Raw genomic sequence first — 18,201 nt, 5'->3', positions numbered from 1 at the left:
GCGGTCCTCGGGGGTGAGCGGCGTCGGGGTGCGGACGCGGGGTGGCGGCGCCAGGGTCGCGGCGCCTGGTCGATTCTAGTTCCCGTTCGAGTCGCGCGATTGGCTGTGAATCCGGGCCGGATGCCGCCATTCGCGCAACTCGAACGCGGGGTCATCGCCCCAGCGCCGACGCCACACGGCGGATCAGCTCCTCGGGTCTGTGGAGGAGAGGTGCGGTGACCTCGATCACCGTCCACCCGGCAGCCCGGAGCGCCGCCACCCGCTCGACATCCCGTGCCCACTGCGCGCCGTGCATCATGCCGTGATACTCCGCCGCGACGCGTTCGGCCTCCCAGACCATGTCGACGCAAGCGAGGAAGCGACCCCGGTCGTCGAGCACGTCCACGTTGAGCTGCGGTTCCGGGATTCCGGCTGCCACGAGGAGGCACCGCATCCGGCTCTCCCGCGGCGACCAGGAGTCCTCCCGCACGAGCTCGACCGCCTCCCGCAACCGTGCCGCCCCGCGTCTCCGCCCAGCCGCCAGCATCTCCCGCAGCTCATCGATCGTCGCCCAGGGCTGCCTCGTGACATCCGGCCGCCCGACCCCTGGCCTCCAGTGTCGGCAGAAGTAGTCGCCGAGCGCCACCAGGTCCACCAGCGGCAGCGTGCCGAGGGAGACCCAGGTCGCGGCGGGGGAGGTCACCCGGAGGCCGTCCCGATAACGGATCGAGGTGAGGCTGGACAGCGTGCGGTGTCCGGTCACGCCGCGGGCGCGAGGGAACGGGATCCCGCCGGACGCGCTGACATGGAGGGCGAGGTCGTCCGCCGTCGCGACGCTCCCGCGGTCGTCGAAGGCGAGCGGTAGCGGACCTCCCCAGATCGATGCGGCGGTCTCGTGACTGAAGAAGTGTCCGGTGTGCAGGATCGGCGCGTAGGACTGGGCTCGTGCCACCCGCGCGTGCCGCTGCCGCTCGTACGGGTCTGCGATGTCGGGCCCGGGAGCCGGGTGGGGGTGCACGCGGACCCCGTGGAACGGAGCCTCGAGGTCGGATCCGCGCAGCCGTCCGCGACTCACGCCGTGCAGTCGCGCCGTCCGGACCGCGAAGTCCGCCTCGAAGCGGGCCGGAAGCTGCTGTCGTCGTCCCATGCCCCCACGCTCCCACCCCGGCGGCCGCGCCAGGATCGGTCTCCACAGCCCCGGTTCGAATCGCGCACTGTGCTCCATCTCCGGCCGAAATGGAGCAAAGCAAGCGATTCGAAGGGAAGAAGAAGACCCCCGCCGACCCGATTCGGCGGGGGTCTCGGGAGCGAGAGTGCTCACCGTGTGCACGGGAGACGCGACTACCCGATCCGGTCTGAGTCTGTGCCGTGCATCTGCAGTTGTAATCGGCCCGGATGTCTGGCGGGTGAACGGCCGGAGAACGGCCGACGGCGGCATCCGAACGCACGGCGACGAGAGATACAAGGACGTCCTCGTATTTTCACGGTCGTCGGAGTAAACTCGCCGATGTGCCAAAGAGGGCACGGAGGGATGTCGCACAATGACCCGTACTATCCCGCACTTCGTGGGCGGAACGCATGTCACCCCGGAAGACGGACGCTTCGCCGACGTCTTCGACCCGAGCACCGGAGCCGTGCAGGCCCGGGTGCCGCTCGCGTCCGCGGAGGAGGTGCGCCGCGTCATCGCGAACGCCGAGCAGGCTCAGGCCGCGTGGGCGGCGACCAACCCGCAGAAGCGCGCCCGCGTCCTCCTGCGGTTCCTCGACCTCGTGCAGCAGGAGATGACCTCGCTCGCCGAACTCCTCGCGAGCGAGCACGGCAAGACCGTCGACGACGCCAAGGGTGACATCCAGCGCGGCCTCGAGGTGATCGAGTTCTCCGCCGGAGCCCCGCACCTGCTCAAGGGCGAGTACTCCACAGGGCCCGGGGCGGGCATCGACGTGTACTCGATGCGGCAGCCGCTCGGGGTCGTCGCGGCGATCACGCCCTTCAACTTCCCCGCCATGATCCCGCTGTGGAAGGCCGGGCCCGCGCTCGCCGCCGGCAACGCCGTGGTGCTCAAGCCCAGCGAACGCGACCCCTCGGTGCCGGTGCGCCTCGCCGAGCTCTTCCTCGAAGCGGGGCTGCCGGCCGGCGTCCTCAACGTGGTGCATGGCGACAAGGAGGCGGTGGACACGCTGCTCACCGACGACCGGATCCGCGCGGTCGGTTTCGTCGGCTCCACGCCCATCGCCGAGTACATCTACGCCACCGCGGCCGCCCACGGCAAGCGCGCGCAGTGCTTCGGCGGCGCGAAGAACCACATGATCGTGATGCCGGACGCCGACCTCGACCAGGCCGTCGACGCCCTCATCGGCGCCGGCTACGGCTCCGCGGGGGAGCGGTGCATGGCCATCTCGGTCGCCGTGCCGGTCGGCGAGGAGACGGCAGACGCCCTCGCGGCCAAGCTCACCGAACGCGTCGCTCAGCTGCGGGTCGGCCCTTCCCTCGCAGCGGACGTCGACTACGGACCCCTGGTCACGCGGGCAGCCGTCGAGCGGGTGGAGGGCTACATCCAGCAGGGGATCGACGAGGGCGCGACGCTACTCGCCGACGGCCGCGGCTTCACGGTCGACGGGCACGAGGAGGGCTTCTACCTCGGACCGACCCTGTTCGATCACGTGACGACCGACATGGCGATCTACCGCGAGGAGATCTTCGGCCCGGTGCTCGTGATCGCCCGCGCCACCGACTACGAAGAGGCGCTGCGCATGGCCTCCGAGCACGAGTACGGCAACGGGGTCGCCATCTTCACGCGCGACGGTGACGCCGCCCGCGACTTCGCCGCACGCGTGGAGGTCGGGATGGTGGGCGTGAACGTGCCCATCCCGGTGCCGATCGCCTACTACACGTTCGGCGGCTGGAAGCGCAGCGGTTTCGGCGACCTCAACCAGCACGGCGCCGACGCCTTCCGCTTCTACACGAAGACCAAGACCGTGACGAGCCGCTGGCCGTCGGGGATCCGCGAGGGCGCCAGCTTCGTCATCCCCACCATGCATTGACCCTTCGACCGGCTCAGGGCCCTTCGACAGGGCTCAGGGACCCATATCTCAAGGACACGCGATGACCATGACCACCGTCACCACCACCGACGAGGAGCGCGAGGCGATCCTCGACGCCGTGCGAGAGTTCGCCGATGCGGAGCTCGCCCCGTTCGCCGCGGAACGCGACGAGAAGCACCTGTTCCCGCGGGAGTCGCTGCAGCGCGGCGGCGAGCTCGGCCTCGGCGGGATCTACGTGGGCGAGGAGTTCGGCGGCACCGGCCTCACCCGCGTCGACACCGTCGCCATCTTCGAGGAGCTCGCCAAGGCCGACCCCGCCGTGGCCGCCTACATCTCCATCCACAACATGGTGGTGTGGATGATCGACACCTACGGCGACGACGAGCAGCGGTCGCGCTGGCTGCCGTCGCTGACCGCCATGCAGGAGTTCGGCGGCTACTGCCTCACGGAGCCGGGAGCCGGATCCGACGCGGCGAACATCGCGACCAGCGCCGTCCGCGAGGGCGACGAGTACGTGCTGACCGGCGTGAAGCAGTTCATCTCCGGAGCCGGTGAGGCCGCGGTGTACGTCGTCATGGCGCGGACCGGCGAGCCGGGAGCGCGCGGGATCAGCGCCTTCCTCGTCCCCGGCGATGCGGAGAACCTGAGCTTCGGCGCCCCGGAGAAGAAGATGGGGTGGCACGCGCAGCCCACCCGCCCCGTGATCATGGACGGCGTGCGGGTGCCGGCGTCCGCGATGCTCGGGGACGAGGGGCGCGGCTTCGCGATCGCGATGTCGGCGCTCAACGGCGGACGCCTCAACATCGCGGCGTGCTCTCTCGGTGGAGCGCAGGCCGCGCTCGACAAGGCCGTGCAGTACGTGCATGAGCGCGTCGCGTTCGGGGAGCCGCTGGCGGAGAAGCAGTCGATCCTCTTCGCGATCGCCGACATGCGCACCGACCTGCAGGCCGCGCGGCTGATGGTGCGCGACGGCGCGGAGGCGGTGGACGAGAAGGCGCCGGACGCGACGATGCGCTGCGCGATGGCCAAGCGCTTCGCGACCGACGCCGGCTTCGAGGTGGCCAACCGCGCCCTCCAGCTGCACGGCGGCTACGGCTACCTGCAGGACTACGGCATCGAGAAGATCGTCCGCGACCTCCGCGTGCACCAGATCCTCGAGGGGACGAACGAGATCATGCGCCTGATCGTCGGCCGGGAGATGCTGCGACCCGCGGGGTCGGCGTCGATGCGGAGCGCATCATGACCCGCGTGGCCTTCCTCGGGCTCGGGCACATGGGGCTGCCGATGGCGAAGAACCTCGTCGCCGCCGGACACGAGGTGCACGGCTTCGACCTCGTGCCCGCGGCCGTCGAGGCGGCGCGGGCGGCCGCGATCCCCGTGGCGGCGAGCGGCGCGGAGGCGGTGGCGGACGCGGAGGCCGTGGTGACGATGTTCCCGGCGGGGAAGCACGTCATCGAGGCCTACCGCACGGAGCTGCTGGCGGCCGCGCGCCCCGGGACGCTGTTCATCGAGTCGTCGACCATCGCCGTGGACGAGGCGCGGGCCGCCCATGCGCTCGCGCTCGCCGCGGGCCACCGGCACATCGATGCTCCGGTCTCCGGCGGCGTGGTCGGGGCGGAGGCGGGGACCCTGGCGTTCATGGTCGGGGGCTCCGACGACGACTTCGCGGCGGCGCTTCCGCTGCTGGAGATCATGGGGAAGCGCATCGTGCACTGCGGCGGACCGGGACTCGGTCAAGCGGCGAAGGTCTGCAACAACATGGTGCTCGCGGTGTCGCAGATCGCCGTCGCCGAGGCGTTCGTGCTGGGCGAGCGGCTGGGGCTGGAGCATCAGGCGTTGTTCGACGTGGTGTCCCAGGCGTCCGGGCAGTGCTGGGCGCTCACCACGAACTGCCCCGTCCCCGGTCCGGTGCCCACGAGCCCCGCGAACCGGGACTACCAGCCGGGGTTCGCGGGCGCCCTCATGGCGAAGGACCTCGGTCTCGCGCTGCAGGCCATCGAGCAGACCTCGACGGACGCCCGGATGGGTCGTCTGGCGCAGGAGCTGTATGCCGCCTACGCCGCCGGCGAGGGCGCGGCCCGCGACTTCTCCGGCATCATCACGGACATCCGTGGCTGACCTCCGGCTTTCGAATCGCCTGAATGGTCGCGAATCCGGCCGAAATGCAGCAAATCGGGCGATTCGAAGGAGAGGGTGGATGACGACAGGGAGGCGGGAGCGATGACCGAGTACGAGACGATCCTGGTGGAGCAGCGCGGACGGGTGGGCTGGATCACCCTCCACCGTCCGGAGGCGCTCAACGCGCTGAACAGCCGGCTCGCCGAGGAGGTCACCGCGGCCGCGCAGGCCTTCGATGCGGATGACGGGGTCGGGGCCATCGTCGTGACCGGCTCCGAGAAGGCCTTCGCGGCCGGCGCCGACATCAAGGAGATGGAGGGGATGTCCGCGGCGGAGATGCTCGAGACCGACCACTTCGGCGTCTGGCACGACTTCGCGGCCGTGCGCACGCCGGTCATCGCGGCGGTCTCCGGATTCGCGCTCGGCGGCGGCTGCGAGCTGGCGATGATGTGCGACATCATCCTCGCCGCGGACACCGCGAAGTTCGGACAGCCCGAGATCAAGCTCGGCGTGATCCCCGGCATGGGCGGCACCCAGCGGCTCATCCGCGCGGTGGGGTACTACAAGGCGGCGGAGCTCGTGCTGTCCGGCCGCTTCATGGGCGCCGAGGAGGCGGAGCGCTCCGGACTCGTGTCCCGCGTCGTCCCCGCGGCGGACCTCCTGGCCGAGGCGACGACGTTGGCGGAGACGATCGCGTCGAAGTCGCTGCCGTCGGTCTACGCCGCCAAGGCCGCGCTCGATGCGGCGATGGAGACGACGCTGTCCGCCGGCCTCGCCCACGAGAAGCAGGCGTTCGCGGCGCTGTTCGACACGCACGACCAGAAGGAGGGGATGGCGGCCTTCCGCGAGAAGCGCACGCCGGACTTCCAGAACCGCTGACCGCGGTTCACAACTCAGGAGAATCGGTCGCGGAATCGCCGTTCGGCGGTTGCGCGTGGTTGTGGGCCGCAGTTCTCCTGAGTTGTGAACGATCAGCCGCGCAGGGACTCCACGATCTTCGCGATCCGGCGCTCGCGCGTCGCCTCCTGCTTGGCCTCGGCGACCGCCCTGGCGTGCTCCTTGCGCGCCGACGGGGAGAGGGCGTCGAACGCCGCGCGCACGGCCGGATCGGCGTCGAGGGCGCCGGCCAGCGCCGGCGGCACCTCGACCGCGCGTTCGGCGGTGTCGAGCCGGATCACGGCGTCGACCTCCTGGTCGATCTCGACCCCGAGGTCCGCGCGGGCGGCCTTGCTGAGACCGATCATGTTCTCGCCGCCCATGCGGGCCAGGCGCAGGCGAGCAGTGCGCCCGCCGATCGTGACCGCGACCGGGAAGGCCTTGCCGGCGCCGAAAGACGCCACCTGCTCGTCGGTGAGGAGGATCGCCGCGGCGGGGCCGCGACCGGCGAGGACGGTGTGCACGCGCAGTTCGCTCATGCAGGAAGAGTACGCCCGCCGTCCTCGATCGCGGCGACCAGAGCGGAGTTGCGTTCGGCGATGAGCCGCTCCATGTACCGGCCGAGCACGACGGCGTCGACGACGCGGCCGAGGGGCCCGAAGGGCGACCGGAACACGATCGTGTCGCGCATGAGGGTGCCGCGCGGGTGCTCCTCGAACACATGCTCGTGCCGGAGCTCGCGGAACGGCCCGGCGATCTGTCGGTCCGTGAACCGATGCGGCGCGTCGATGTCGAACACCACGGAGCGCAGGCGGAAAGGGATGCCGAAGTGCCGCGCGCGCCAGGTGACCGTGGACCCCTCGGTGAACGCGCCGCCCGCGGGCTCCTCGATCATCGTCTCGTCGTAACGCGCCATCGACTGCAGATGCAGTTCCGGGTCCAGTGCCGCGGCGAAGACGACAGCGCGCGATGCCGCGATCACGGTCTCGAGCACGAACCGGGGCATCAGAGCGGTTCGGGGAGGGGGCGCGGATCGATGAAGTCGCCGGCGTCGCGACGCAGGCGGGCGACGATGGCGACGAGCTCGGCGGCGTCGGCCTCGCTCATGCCGGGGTCGGCGAAGACGTCGGCGTTGAGCGCGGTCGTGGCGCGCTCGACGAGATCGCGGCCGTCGTCGGTGAGGGCGAGCATCGCCGCGCGTCCGTCGTGCGGGTGCGGTTCGCGGACGACGAGGCCGTCGCGCACGAGGCGCTCGGCCGTGCTGGTGATGGTGGTGGCGTGGACCTGCAGCCGCGCGACCACGCTCGACAACGGCAGGCGTCCCGCCCGGCTGAAGGCGAGCAGCCGCAGGACCTCGTAGCGGGCGAAGCTCAGCGCGAAGGGCTTGAGGGCCGCGTCGACACGGGCGAGGAGGAGCTGCTGGGCGCGCATCACCGAGGTGACCACCGTCATGCCGTCCGCGGCCTCGGTCCAGCCGTGCGCGATCCACTGCCGCTTCGCCTCGGCGAGCGGGTCGACGGGAAGCGGGCGGGGTCGGACCACGTCTCTACGGTACCGGGGGAGGCCGCCCCCGGCTGTCAGCGGCGAGCCGCGGGGCCCGACTGTCGACTATGTATACATTCGCGGCCGAAATCGGGGGTACCACCTGCGGATCCCTCCGCCTTTGGCTACATAGAAGACCGTGCGGATAGACTCAGCGTGTCGTGAGGAGCATTCGATGAAGATCTTCGTCCTGGTCAAAGAGGTGCCGGACACCTATGGCGATCGCACGTTGAATCTCGAGACCGGACTCGCCGAACGCGGCGCGGGGGATGTGGTCCTCGACGAGATCACGGAACGGGCCCTCGAGGTCGCCCTGGCCCACGCCGACAAGAACGAGGGCACCGAGGTCGTGGCCCTGACGATGGCGCCGGAGAGCGCGACCGCCTCCGTGCGACGCGCCCTGGCGATCGGAGCCGCTTCCGCGATCCACATCGTCGACGAGCAGCTCGTGGGCGCCGACCTGGGCCTCACCGCCGAGGTCCTCGCCGCCGCGATCCGCCGCGGAGCGCCCGACCTCGTCATCACCGGCAACCTGTCCACGGACGGCGCCGGCGGCGTCCTCCCCGCCATGCTCGCCGAGCACCTCGGCTGGGCGCAGGCCACCGCCCTCACCGCGGTCGAGATCACCGCCGAGGGCGTCTCCGGTACCCGGGGTGCCGACGCGGGCAACCAGCAGGTCACCGCGCCGCTGCCCGCCGTGATCTCCATCACCGAGGCGCTCCCGGACGCCCGGTTCCCGAACTTCAAGGGCATCATGGCGGCGAAGAAGAAGCCGCTGGAGGTGCTGTCCCTCGCCGACCTCGACGTGTCGGCCGACCCGGCGCTCGCTCCGCGCACCATCATGACCGCGGTCTCGGAGAAGCCCCCGCGGGCCGCCGGGGTCAAGATCGTCGACGAGGGCGATGCCGCCGAGAAGCTCGTCGAGTTCCTCGTGCAGAACAGGCTGGTGTGACATGGCGTACCCCGAGAACCCGATCCTCGTGCTCCTCGACGTCGACCCGTCCGGTGCACTCGCCAGCAGCACCGCCGGACTCCTCGGCGCGGCGGCAGGCATCGGCACACCGGTCGCGGTGATCGTCGGCGGCTCCGACGCCGCAGTCGCCCAGGCGGCGGAGGCCGGAGCCACGGTCGTGCTCACGGCCGACGGCGACCCGTCCGCGCTGACGGTCCCGATCGTGGACGCGCTGCAGGCCGCCGCCGCGCAGGTGCAGCCCGCGGCCGTCCTCATCTCGAACTCGATCTCCGGCCGCGATGTCGCCGGGCGGTTCGCGGTGCGGACGAAGAGTGCTCTCGCCGTGGATGCGGTCGGGGTCTCCCGTGACGACGAGGGCATCGTCGCCCACCACTCGGTCTACGGCGGGGCGTACCTCGTCGACGCGGCCGCGACGTACGGTACGCTCGTCGTCACGGTGCGCCAGGGTGCGGTGGAGGCCAGGGCCGAGGCGGTCGCCTCCCCGCAGGTCGAACAGCTCGCGGTCACTCCGTCCGGAGCGGTCGCCGCGACGGCGGGGCCCGTCGAGACGGTCGAGGCCACCTCGTCCCGGCCCGAGCTGCGCGGAGCGACCCGCGTGGTCTCCGGCGGCCGCGGTCTCGCCTCGAAGGAGAAGTTCGTGCTCGTGGAGGAGCTCGCCGATGCCCTCGGGGCCGCGGTCGGCGCCTCGCGCGCCGCAGTCGACGCGGGCTACATCCCGCAGTCCCACCAGGTCGGGCAGACCGGGGTCTCGGTGTCGCCGCAGCTTTACGTCGCGCTCGGGATCTCCGGCGCGATCCAGCATCGCGCCGGCATGCAGACGTCGAAGAACATCGTGGCGATCAACAAGGACCCGGAGGCGCCCATCTTCGACGTCGCCGACTTCGGCATCGTCGGCGACGTGTTCGCGATCGTCCCGCAGGTGATCGCCGCGCTCGAGGCGCGGAAGAAGTAGTCATGGCGACGCGGGTGCTGCGCCGCGGGCTTCCGCGGGTGCCGGGCGGCGAGCCGTGGCCGCCCGCCGACGTGACCGTCGATGCGGTCGATGCGGTCGATGCCGTCGAGGTGGCCGCCGTGGCCGAGGTGGCCGCCGTCGAGGCGCCGGTGTCCGCGACGACGGAGCGCGTCGAGCGCGGGGCCGCCGAGGTCGAGGCCGCTGTCGCGACCCCCTCGCTGTCGGAGGACGCCGCACCGCGTCCGGCCCTCCGTCGGGGCCTTCCGCGCGTGCCCGGCGACGATCCCTGGCCGCCGTCCGAGGTCGGAGCTGCGCCGACGGCCCCGTCCCCACCCGCCGCGCTTCCGGGGGCGGCCGCGCCGTCCGCTGCCGCTGCTGCCGCTGCCGCTGCTGCCGCTGCCGCTGCGCCTGCTGCCGAGCAGGCTGCCGCCGCGACGGCCTCGGCGCCTGCGGCGACGCCCGCCGCTGCGTCGCCCGCCGGAGGCGAGAGCGTCCGTCGTGGACTGCCCCGTGTCCCGGGCGGCGAGCCCTGGCCGCCCGCGGGGACCGTGCCCGCACGGGCGACCGCCGACACCTCCTCGGCCGTGGCGGCGGACGCCCCCGCGATCGCGGAGACTCCGGCTCCGGCCGCGGCACCCGCGACGGCGGAGCCCGCCATCCCCGGCACCGCGCTCGCCCCGGCCGCCGACATCAGCACACCGCTGCCCTGGACCCGCACGGTCTGGAACGGTCGTGCCCCCCGACACCTCCCGGCCGCCGCCTCGACCACCCCGCCCGCTCGCCGGCGCCCGACCTGGACCCAGGCGATCGCGGTGCTGTTCGGCGCCGCCGCTCTCGGCGTGCTCGCGGCCGCGGCCGTGGCTCTCGTCCGCACGCTGCTGAGCCTCCCGTTCATGCAGGACTTCCTGGCAGCCTTCCCGGGCGAGTACGAGCCGCCGATCCCGGTCGAGCCCGGCTTCGCGCCGTGGGTCAACTGGGCGCACTTCTTCAACATGTTCCTGATCGTGCTGATCATCCGCTCGGGGCTGCAGGTGCGCACCGAGAAGCGTCCGAGCGTGTTCTGGACGCCGCGGAACAACCCGAAGGGCAAGATCAGCCTGAACCTCTGGTTCCATCAGGCGCTCGACATCCTGTGGCTGCTGAACGGCGTGATCTTCGTGGTGCTGCTGTTCGCCACGGGGCACTGGGTGCGGATCGTGCCGACGAGCTGGGAGGTCTTCCCGAACGCGCTGTCGGCGGCGCTGCAGTACATCTCGTTCGACTGGCCGCACGAGAACGGCTGGAACAACTACAACAGCCTGCAGCAGCTCGCCTACTTCGTCACCGTCTTCCTCGCGGCACCGCTCGCCGCCGTCACCGGGTTCCGCATGTCGGGGCTCTGGCCCAAGAAGGCGGAGCGCCTGTCGAAGGCGTACCCGGTGGAGTGGGCGCGCGCCCTGCACTTCCCGGTGATGCTCTACTTCGTGGCGTTCATCATCGCGCACGTCGCGCTCGTGATGCTGACCGGCTTCCTGCGCAACCTCAACCACATGTTCGCCGCCCAGGATGCCGCGACGTGGACGGGGTTCTGGGTGTTCATCGCCTCGCTCGTCGTGATCGCGATCGCGTGGGTCGCGGCGCGCCCGCTCGTGCTCGCGCCGATCGCGAAGGCGTTCGGCAAGGTCTCGGGACGCTGATCCATGACCGACCGCACCGCCATCGAGGAGTACTGGCGAGAGGCCCGCATCGCGCTGCCGCACCTGCCCGAGGCTCTTCCCGAGGCGTGGGGTTTCGGCGCGACGCCGGAGCACGCCGACGAGCTCCTGGAGCTCGTGCTCCGCGGCATCAAGGTGGGCACGGCGTCCTCCGTCTGGGACTACGAGGAGACGGGGGATCCGCTGCCGACCGTCGGCGAGCTCAGCATCATCCTCGACGGAACCGGCGCCCCGCGCGCCGTGATCGAGACCACGGCGATCGACATCGTGCCTTTCGACGAGGTCGACGCGGCGCACGCCTTCGCCGAGGGGGAGGGGGACCGCACCCTGGCGCACTGGCGCGAGGTGCACGAGCGCTACTGGCGCACCCACTCCGAGAGCCCGCGCGGCTACGCCCCTGACATGCCGGTGCTGTGCGAGCGCTTCCGGCTGCTCCTGCCCGCCGGCACGGAGGACTGAGGAGAGGGAGATCATGGCAGAGGCCTACATCGTCGACGCGGTCCGTTCGCCGGTCGGACGCCGAGGCGGCGCTCTCGCGGAGATCCACCCCGCCGACCTCGGCGCGCACAGTCTGCGGGCCCTCGTCGACCGGACCGGCATCGACCCCGGCGCCGTGGACGACGTGATCCTCGGAGCCATCGATGCGATCGGCGGGCAGGCCGGGAACGTCGCCCGCACCGCGCTGCTCGTCGCCGACTTCCCGGAGCACGTGCCCGGCGTGACGATCGACCGCCAGTGCGGATCCAGTCAGCAGGCCGTGCACTTCGCCACGCAGGCGGTGCTCAGCGGCACCAGCGACCTCGTGATCGCCGGCGGGCTGCAGAACATGTCGCGGATCCCGCTCACCGCGGCCGCGACCGTCGGCCGGGAGTACGGCTTCACGACGCCGTACGCCGAGTCGCCCGGATGGCAGGAGCGGTACGGCGACCAGGAGATCTCGCAGTTCCGGGGTGCGGAGCTCATCGCCGAGCGGTGGAACATCTCGCGGGAGGAGATGGAGCAATACGCACTGGAGAGCCACCGCCGGGCGGCCGTCGCCCAGGACGAGGGGCGCTTCGCGGCGGAGATCGCGCCGCTCGCCGGGCTCGACCACGACGAGGGCGTGCGCCGGGACACCAGCCTCGAACGCATGGCCGGGCTGCCGCCGCTCACGCCCGGCGGGCGGATCACCGCGGCGGTCGCGTCGCAGATCAGCGATGCGTCGAGTGCCGTGCTCATCGCCAGTGCGCGGGCGGTGCAGGAGCACGGCCTCACCCCGCGCGCTCGCATCCACCACGTCTCCGTCCGCGGCGACGACCCCGTGCTCATGCTCACCGCGCCGATCCCGGCCACCAGGCACGCGCTGGAGCGCACAGGGCTCCGGATCGAGGACATCGACCTGTTCGAGGTCAACGAGGCGTTCGCCTCGGTCGTGCTCGCCTGGATGCGCGAGACCGGTGCGCCGCACGAGAAGGTGAACGTCAACGGCGGCGGCATCGCGCTGGGACACCCGATCGGCGCGACCGGCACCCGCATCCTCGCGACCCTGCTCAACGAGCTGGAGCGCACCGGCGGCCGGTACGGCCTGCAGACGATGTGCGAGGGCGGCGGCGTCGCGAACGTCACGATCATCGAACGCCTCTGAGGGCAGACGAAAAGGGCCGCCCCGCGGGGCGGCCCTTCCGGTGAGGACGAGGGTCAGGGACGCACGAAGCGGACCTCGGTGAGCGTCTCGCCGAGGAACGGCTCGGTGTGCGCGGCGCCGTCGAGGTGGAACCCGTTGCGCGTGTAGAACCGGTGCGCGCGGGGGTTGTCCTCGGCGACCCAGAGGTAGAGCGGCTCGTCCTTCTCGACGGCCGCGTCGAAGAGCTTCTGTCCGATGCCCGTCGAGTGGTATGCGTCGAGCAGGTAGATGAAGTACAGCTCGCGGAACGCCGGGGCGTCCTTGTCGCGGGCCGGACCCGAGCCGACGAAGCCGACGATCTCGCCGTCGACGAGCGCCGCGTTCATCTTGAAGTCGGGACCCTGCGAGGCCCAGTGCGTCCACAGCTCGGCCATACGGCGGGGCGAGACCTTCTCCAGCGCCGCCTTGCTGATGAGGTGATCGTAGGTCTCGTGCCAGCACTGCGCATGCACGCGACCGAGGGCTTCCGCATCCACATCACGGACCGGACGGACGATGACTTCGGGCTGGGCTTCGGCGCTCATGCGGTGACTCTACGGCGGGTCCGTGGAAATCGGAAATCGGGGTGACGGCCGCCGAGAGGGCCACCGGGGGCATGGAGGAATCGGACAACGAAGTTCGACCGTCGTGCGCGGATGGCTACGATCAGTCCTCGTGAACGTGATCTGGCGGACCCTCCTCGTGATCCTCGGTGCGCGTCGTCGCGTGCGGCAGGGGAAGACCCTCGACCCCACCGCCGTCGGCACCGTGACGGTGACCACCCTGCCCACGGACCTCGACATCCTCCGCCACATGAACAACGGCCGCTATCTGTCGCTGTTCGACCTCGGCCGCTGGGACCACCTCATCCGCACGGGGCTGTTCGACGTGATGAAGGAGCAGGGCTGGTACGCGGTCGTGTCGAGCGAGACGATCACCTTCCGCAAGTCGCTCCAGCTCTGGCAGCGGTTCGAGGTGCAGTCCCGCTTCATCGGGCACGACGAGAAGGCCCTGTTCCTGGAGCATCGCGCCGTGGTCGGCGGCGAGGTCTACGCCCGGGCCATCGTGCGGGCCCGCGTGCTGCGGCGCTCCGGCGGCACGGTCAGCAACGAGGAGCTCTTCGCCGCGGTGGGCAAGCCCGACGGGGTGCCCGAGATCGACGCGTGGGTGCACGACTGGGCCGCCGCGTCCGCCCTCCCTCCCGTGCGCACCCCCGCCCCCAGCATCTGGAACTGACCCGACTGGGGCCCGCCCGGTCGGGCACCCCGGGATTCCGCGACCGGAGACCTAGGGTGGTCACATGGCAGAGTCGTCGTCATCCTCCGCGGAGGCGGGGGCATCCGCATCCCTCGCCGATCAGGCCGTCGAGCTCGCGCGCCGCTGGGTGATCGAGGCGGCCGCGGCCGACGTCGACCCCGCCGCGGAACGCCTCGCCGGTGTCCTGCGCGACGCCAACGGTCTGCCGTTCACCCTCGGCTTCGTCGACGGCGTGATGCGGCCGGAGAGCCTGACCGCCGCGGCCGCCCAGCTGCGCCGGATCGCGCCCATCGTGCCGGAGTTCCTGCCGTGGTACCTGCGCTCCGCCGTGCGGCTCGGCGGCGGCGTCGCCCCGGTGCTGCCGACCCCGGTCGTCCCCCTCGCGCGGCGGGCGCTGCGCGAGATGGTGGGGCACCTCGTGGTGGACGCGCGACCCGCGAAGCTCGGACCCGCGATCGAGAAGCTGCGGGAGTCGGGCTCGCGTCTGAACCTCAACCTCCTCGGGGAGGCGGTGCTGGGCGAGGCGGAGGCGCAGCGGCGGCTCGACGGCATCCACGAGCTCATCCGGCGTCCGGACGTCGACTACGTATCGGTCAAGGTCTCCGCGATCGTCAGCCGCATCTCGATGTGGGGCTTCGACGAGGTCGTCGACCGGGTCGTGGAGCGGCTGCTCCCGCTGTACGTGACGGCTGCGGGAGACGGCACCTTCATCAACCTCGACATGGAGGAGTACCGCGACCTCGACCTCACGATCGCCGTCTTCACGCGGCTCCTGGAGGACCCGCGGCTCACCGGACTCGAGGCCGGGATCGTGCTGCAGGCCTATCTGCCCGACGCGCTCCCGGCCCTCCAGGAGCTCACCGCCTGGGCGCAGGACCGCGTGATCCACGGGGGAGCCCGCATCAAGGTACGCCTCGTGAAGGGTGCGAACCTCGCGATGGAGCACGTCGAGGCGACGCTGCACGGGTGGACGCCCGCACCCTACGACACGAAGCTCGACACCGACGCCAACTACCTGCGCTGCCTGGACTGGGCGCTGCAGCCCGAGCACACGTCCTCGGTGCGGATCGGCGTGGCCGGCCACAACCTCTTCGGCATCGCCCACGCGTGGCTGCTGGCCGGGGAGCGCGGCGTCCGCGACGCGGTCGAGTTCGAGATGCTGCTCGGCATGGCCCAGGGGCAGGTGCAGGCGGTCTCCCGGGAAGTGGGTCCGGTGCTGCTGTACGTGCCGGTCGTCGCGCCCGCCGAGTTCGACGTGGCCATCAGCTACCTCGTGCGGCGGCTGGAGGAGAACGCGTCGTCCGAGAACTTCCTCTCCGCGGCGTTCCACCTGCACGACGACGAGACGCTCTTCGCCCGGGAGGCGGACCGCTTCCTCGACGCTCTCGACCGGGCGGGTGACCCGGCCCTCGGCCTCGGTCCGCGCCGCACGCAGGACCGCCTCGCGCCGGTGCACGAGTCCGTGCGGCCGGCGCCGGTCGGCCCGGTCGCAGAGGCCGATCTCACGAAGGCCGTGCTCGGCATCGTGCGCGGCTCGGACGACGCCGACACCGGCGCCTACCTCGAGACCGCCGTGTACGCGGCGCGCGAGCGCGGGGAGGACACCGGGGGCGCCCCGGGCTTCGAGAACACGGCCGACACGGATCTCGCCCTCCCCGCCAACCGCGAGTGGGCGGCGGGGATCCGCGCCCGGCTCGCGGACTCGACGGTCGGGACGGAGGTTCTGGACGCCGCCCGCGTCGACGACGCCGACGACCTCGGACGCATCGTGCGCGGCGTGCAGGGCGCGGCGGCGGCGTCGGGATCGCGTCCTGCGGCCGAACGCGCCGAGGTGCTGCTGCGCGCGGCGGCGGCGCTCGAATCCCGGCGTGGGGAGCTGATCGAGGTCGCGGCCGTGGAGACCGGCAAGGTCTTCGCCGAAGCCGACGTGGAGGTGAGCGAGGCCGTCGACTTCGCCCGGTACTACGCCGCGACCTGCCGTGAGCTCGATGCGATCTCCGGCGCCGTGTTCGTCCCCGCCCGCGTGACCGTCGTCGCGCCGCCGTGGAACTTCCCGCTCGCGATCCCCGCGGGTGGCGTGCTGGCGGCGCTCGCCGCGGGCTCCGGCGTGGTCCTGAAGCCCGCCCCGCAGGCGCGGCGGTGTGCGGCCGTGCTCGTGGAGGCCCTGTGGGACGGCGGCGTTCCCCGTGAGGCTCTCGCCCTTGTCGACATCGAGGAAGGCGACCTCGGCCGTGCGCTCATCACGGACGAGGCGGTGGACCGGGTGGTCCTCACCGGGTCGTGGGAGACCGCGGCGCTGTTCCGCTCCTGGCGTCCCGACCTGCCCCTGCTCGCGGAGACCAGCGGCAAGAACGCCATGATCATCACGCCCTCGGCCGACCTCGACCTCGCCGTGGCCGACCTCGTGAAGAGCGCGTTCGGGCACGCGGGGCAGAAGTGCTCCGCGGCGTCGCTCGCGATCCTCGTCGGGCCGGTGGGGCGCTCGCAGCGTTTCGCCCGTCAGCTCGCCGACGCGGTCCGCTCGCTGCGGGTCGGCTGGCCCTCGGATCCGCTCGCCGAGGTGGGCCCGGTGATCGAGAAACCCGAGGGGAAGCTCGCCTGGGCCCTCTCCGAGCTGGAGGGCGACGAGCGGTGGCTCATCGAACCCGCCCTCGACCGCGCCGACGACGGCAGCGGACGGCTCTGGCGCCCCGGCGTGCGGGTCGGCGTGCAGTCCGGCTCCCGCTTCCACACCGAGGAGTTCTTCGGCCCGGTCCTCGGGATCATGCACGCCCCGACCCTCGCCAAGGCCGTCGACCTGCAGAACGCCGTCGCCTACGGCCTCACCGCGGGGCTGCATACGCAGGACCCGGACGACCTCTCCTTCTGGCTCGACCGTGTGCAGGCCGGGAACCTCTACGTCAACCGCGGCACCACGGGGGCGATCGTGCAGCGGCAGCCGTTCGGCGGGTGGAAGCGCTCCTCCGTCGGGGCCGGTGCCAAGCCGGGCGGGCCGAACCACCTCATCGGACTCGGGTCGTGGCGCGCCCAGCACGGGTCCCCGGCGTCGAGCACCCTTCATCTGCGGGGGCTCGACTCCCGGATCACGGGGCTCATCGAGGCCGCGCAGCCGTCCCTCCCGTTCGAGTCCTTCGAGTGGCTCCGGCGGTCGGCCTTGTCGGACGCGTTGGCCTGGGACCGGGAGTTCGGGCGGGTGCGGGACGTGTCGCGGCTGGAGATCGAGCGCAACCTCTTCCGCTACCGGCCCGTCCCCGTGGAGATCCGCGCCACCGAGGACGCCGCCCTGCACGACCTGCTGCGGGTCGTGATCGCGGGGGTGCGTGCGGGCGCCGGCTTCGTCGTGTCGACTCCGGTCGGGCTTCCGGCGGGCGTGCGGCATGCTCTGGGCGACCTGGACGCCGTGGTGTTCCTGGAGACGGAGGACGAGTGGCTCCAGCGGATGCAGGTGGCCGAGGGCGAGGGGTCCTCGGGAGACGCGGGGGTTCCGGTGCTTCCGCGGCATGAGCGCGTGCGGCTCGTGGGCGGACGGGAGTCGGTGGCGGCGCTGCGCTCCGCGTTGGCGGTGGCCACCGGCGGTGACCCGGACCTCGCGGTATACGACGCGGAGGTGACGGCGGCCGCCCGCATCGAGCTCCTTCCGTTCGTGCACGAGCAGTCCGTCTCGATCACCGCCCACCGCTATGGAAACCCCGACCCCTGGAGCGCCTCCGTCATCTGACCCCCGCCCGTCTCCGGTGCGGGTGCGAAAACGTGCCGCTCCGGGCCATCCGGGGTGCGTTTCTGATCCCGCCCGCCGGGGGCGCCGCGCCGGTTTCGGTGCGGGTGCGAAAACGCGCCGCTGCGGAGCGACGGGGGTGCGTTATTGATCCCGCCCGACCGGGGGGGGGGGCGCCGGTTTCGGTGCGGGTGGAAAGACGTGCCGCTGCGGAGCGACGGGGGTGCGTTTTCGATCCCGCCTGCGGTGGGTGTGCGGGAGGCGGGGGCTGCGGCGGGCAGGGGAGGTTCCTGGGACGCGGGATCGGAAAGGTGCGTCGGGGGCCTGGGGAGGGGCGTTATTGATCCCGCGTCGCGGGGTGTGGGGGAGGGAAGGGGACGCGGGATCGGAAACGGACGGGAGAGGCGGTGCG

General features: G+C 71.9%; 16 protein-coding genes. 11 read left to right on the top strand and 5 right to left on the bottom strand.

Annotated features, from left to right (window positions below):
- Positions 1-151 precede the first annotated feature (151 nt).
- Entirely contained in the window at positions 152-1,126 is a 975-nt protein-coding gene (locus KVS71_RS11385; protein ID WP_217584590.1) for a hypothetical protein, read from the bottom strand.
- A gap of 394 nt (positions 1,127-1,520) precedes the next feature.
- Here KVS71_RS11385 and KVS71_RS11380 point away from each other — a divergent pair, with 394 nt between their 5' ends.
- The 4 genes from KVS71_RS11380 (at position 1,521) to KVS71_RS11365 (ending at position 6,017) form a co-directional block, all read left to right on the top strand.
- Positions 1,521-3,020 (top strand): CoA-acylating methylmalonate-semialdehyde dehydrogenase, encoded by a 1,500-nt coding sequence (locus KVS71_RS11380; protein ID WP_217584589.1) that lies wholly within the window; start codon positions 1,521-1,523, stop codon positions 3,018-3,020.
- 61 nt (positions 3,021-3,081) lie between these two features.
- A complete protein-coding gene (locus tag KVS71_RS11375) occupies positions 3,082-4,263 on the top strand; it encodes an acyl-CoA dehydrogenase family protein (RefSeq protein ID WP_217584588.1) in 1,182 nt (393 codons plus the stop codon).
- The gene (gene mmsB, locus KVS71_RS11370) at positions 4,260-5,138 is read left to right on the top strand and encodes a 3-hydroxyisobutyrate dehydrogenase (protein WP_217584587.1); all 879 of its coding nucleotides are present in this window, start codon (positions 4,260-4,262) and stop codon (positions 5,136-5,138) included. The genes KVS71_RS11375 and mmsB overlap by 4 nt, the downstream gene beginning before the upstream one ends.
- A gap of 102 nt (positions 5,139-5,240) precedes the next feature.
- On the top strand, positions 5,241-6,017 hold the full coding sequence (locus tag KVS71_RS11365; protein WP_217584586.1) for an enoyl-CoA hydratase: 777 nt from the start codon (positions 5,241-5,243) through the stop codon (positions 6,015-6,017).
- A 92-nt stretch (positions 6,018-6,109) separates the two neighbouring features.
- Here the strand turns inward: KVS71_RS11365 and KVS71_RS11360 are convergent, their stop codons facing one another.
- The 3 genes from KVS71_RS11360 to KVS71_RS11350 are packed head-to-tail and all read right to left on the bottom strand — an operon-like array spanning position 6,110 to position 7,556.
- Entirely contained in the window at positions 6,110-6,553 is a 444-nt protein-coding gene (locus KVS71_RS11360) for a YdeI/OmpD-associated family protein (protein ID WP_217584585.1), read from the bottom strand.
- Positions 6,550-7,020, bottom strand: coding sequence for an SRPBCC family protein (locus KVS71_RS11355; protein ID WP_217584584.1), 471 nt, complete (start codon positions 7,018-7,020; stop codon positions 6,550-6,552). Before KVS71_RS11355 ends, KVS71_RS11360 begins: the two co-directional genes overlap by 4 nt.
- Positions 7,020-7,556 carry a MarR family winged helix-turn-helix transcriptional regulator gene (locus KVS71_RS11350; protein WP_025105418.1) on the bottom strand — a complete coding sequence of 179 codons (537 nt, stop codon included), beginning with the start codon at positions 7,554-7,556 and terminating at the stop codon, positions 7,020-7,022. The genes KVS71_RS11355 and KVS71_RS11350 overlap by 1 nt, the downstream gene beginning before the upstream one ends.
- A 175-nt stretch (positions 7,557-7,731) precedes the next feature.
- On the opposite strand from KVS71_RS11350, the gene KVS71_RS11345 reads away from it, so the two are divergent.
- From KVS71_RS11345 to KVS71_RS11325, 5 genes are read left to right on the top strand one after another with little or no spacing between them, the layout of a single operon-like run.
- Positions 7,732-8,508, top strand: a complete 777-nt coding sequence (locus tag KVS71_RS11345; RefSeq protein ID WP_217584583.1) for an electron transfer flavoprotein subunit beta/FixA family protein — start codon at positions 7,732-7,734, stop codon at positions 8,506-8,508.
- Between the two features lies 1 nt (position 8,509).
- Positions 8,510-9,481 carry an electron transfer flavoprotein subunit alpha/FixB family protein gene (locus KVS71_RS11340; protein ID WP_217584582.1) on the top strand — a complete coding sequence of 324 codons (972 nt, stop codon included), beginning with the start codon at positions 8,510-8,512 and terminating at the stop codon, positions 9,479-9,481.
- A 2-nt stretch (positions 9,482-9,483) separates the two neighbouring features.
- A complete protein-coding gene (locus tag KVS71_RS11335; RefSeq protein WP_217584581.1) occupies positions 9,484-11,157 on the top strand; it encodes a cytochrome b/b6 domain-containing protein in 1,674 nt (557 codons plus the stop codon).
- 3 nt (positions 11,158-11,160) lie between these two features.
- Positions 11,161-11,634: an ASCH domain-containing protein gene (locus KVS71_RS11330; protein WP_217584580.1), complete on the top strand. Its 474-nt coding sequence runs from the start codon at positions 11,161-11,163 to the stop codon at positions 11,632-11,634.
- A gap of 13 nt (positions 11,635-11,647) precedes the next feature.
- Positions 11,648-12,799: an acetyl-CoA C-acetyltransferase gene (locus tag KVS71_RS11325; RefSeq protein WP_217584579.1), complete on the top strand. Its 1,152-nt coding sequence runs from the start codon at positions 11,648-11,650 to the stop codon at positions 12,797-12,799.
- Between the two features lie 53 nt (positions 12,800-12,852).
- Here the strand turns inward: KVS71_RS11325 and KVS71_RS11320 are convergent, their stop codons facing one another.
- Positions 12,853-13,362: a GNAT family N-acetyltransferase gene (locus tag KVS71_RS11320; protein WP_060922628.1), complete on the bottom strand. Its 510-nt coding sequence runs from the start codon at positions 13,360-13,362 to the stop codon at positions 12,853-12,855.
- 130 nt (positions 13,363-13,492) lie between these two features.
- Between KVS71_RS11320 and KVS71_RS11315 the strand changes: the two genes are divergently transcribed.
- Positions 13,493-14,053, top strand: coding sequence for an acyl-CoA thioesterase (locus KVS71_RS11315; RefSeq protein WP_025105424.1), 561 nt, complete (start codon positions 13,493-13,495; stop codon positions 14,051-14,053).
- A gap of 64 nt (positions 14,054-14,117) precedes the next feature.
- Complete coding sequence (locus KVS71_RS11310) at positions 14,118-17,792, top strand: bifunctional proline dehydrogenase/L-glutamate gamma-semialdehyde dehydrogenase (protein ID WP_217584578.1); 3,675 nt, start codon at positions 14,118-14,120, stop codon at positions 17,790-17,792.
- The last annotated feature ends 409 nt before the right edge of the window (positions 17,793-18,201 follow it).

The sequence above is a fragment of the Microbacterium sp. GbtcB4 genome (assembly GCF_019091465.1).
GTDB classification, from domain to species: domain Bacteria; phylum Actinomycetota; class Actinomycetes; order Actinomycetales; family Microbacteriaceae; genus Microbacterium; species Microbacterium paraoxydans.
The sequence above is the reverse complement of the archived record's forward strand: the minus strand, read 5'-3'. Positions and strand labels throughout refer to the sequence as shown.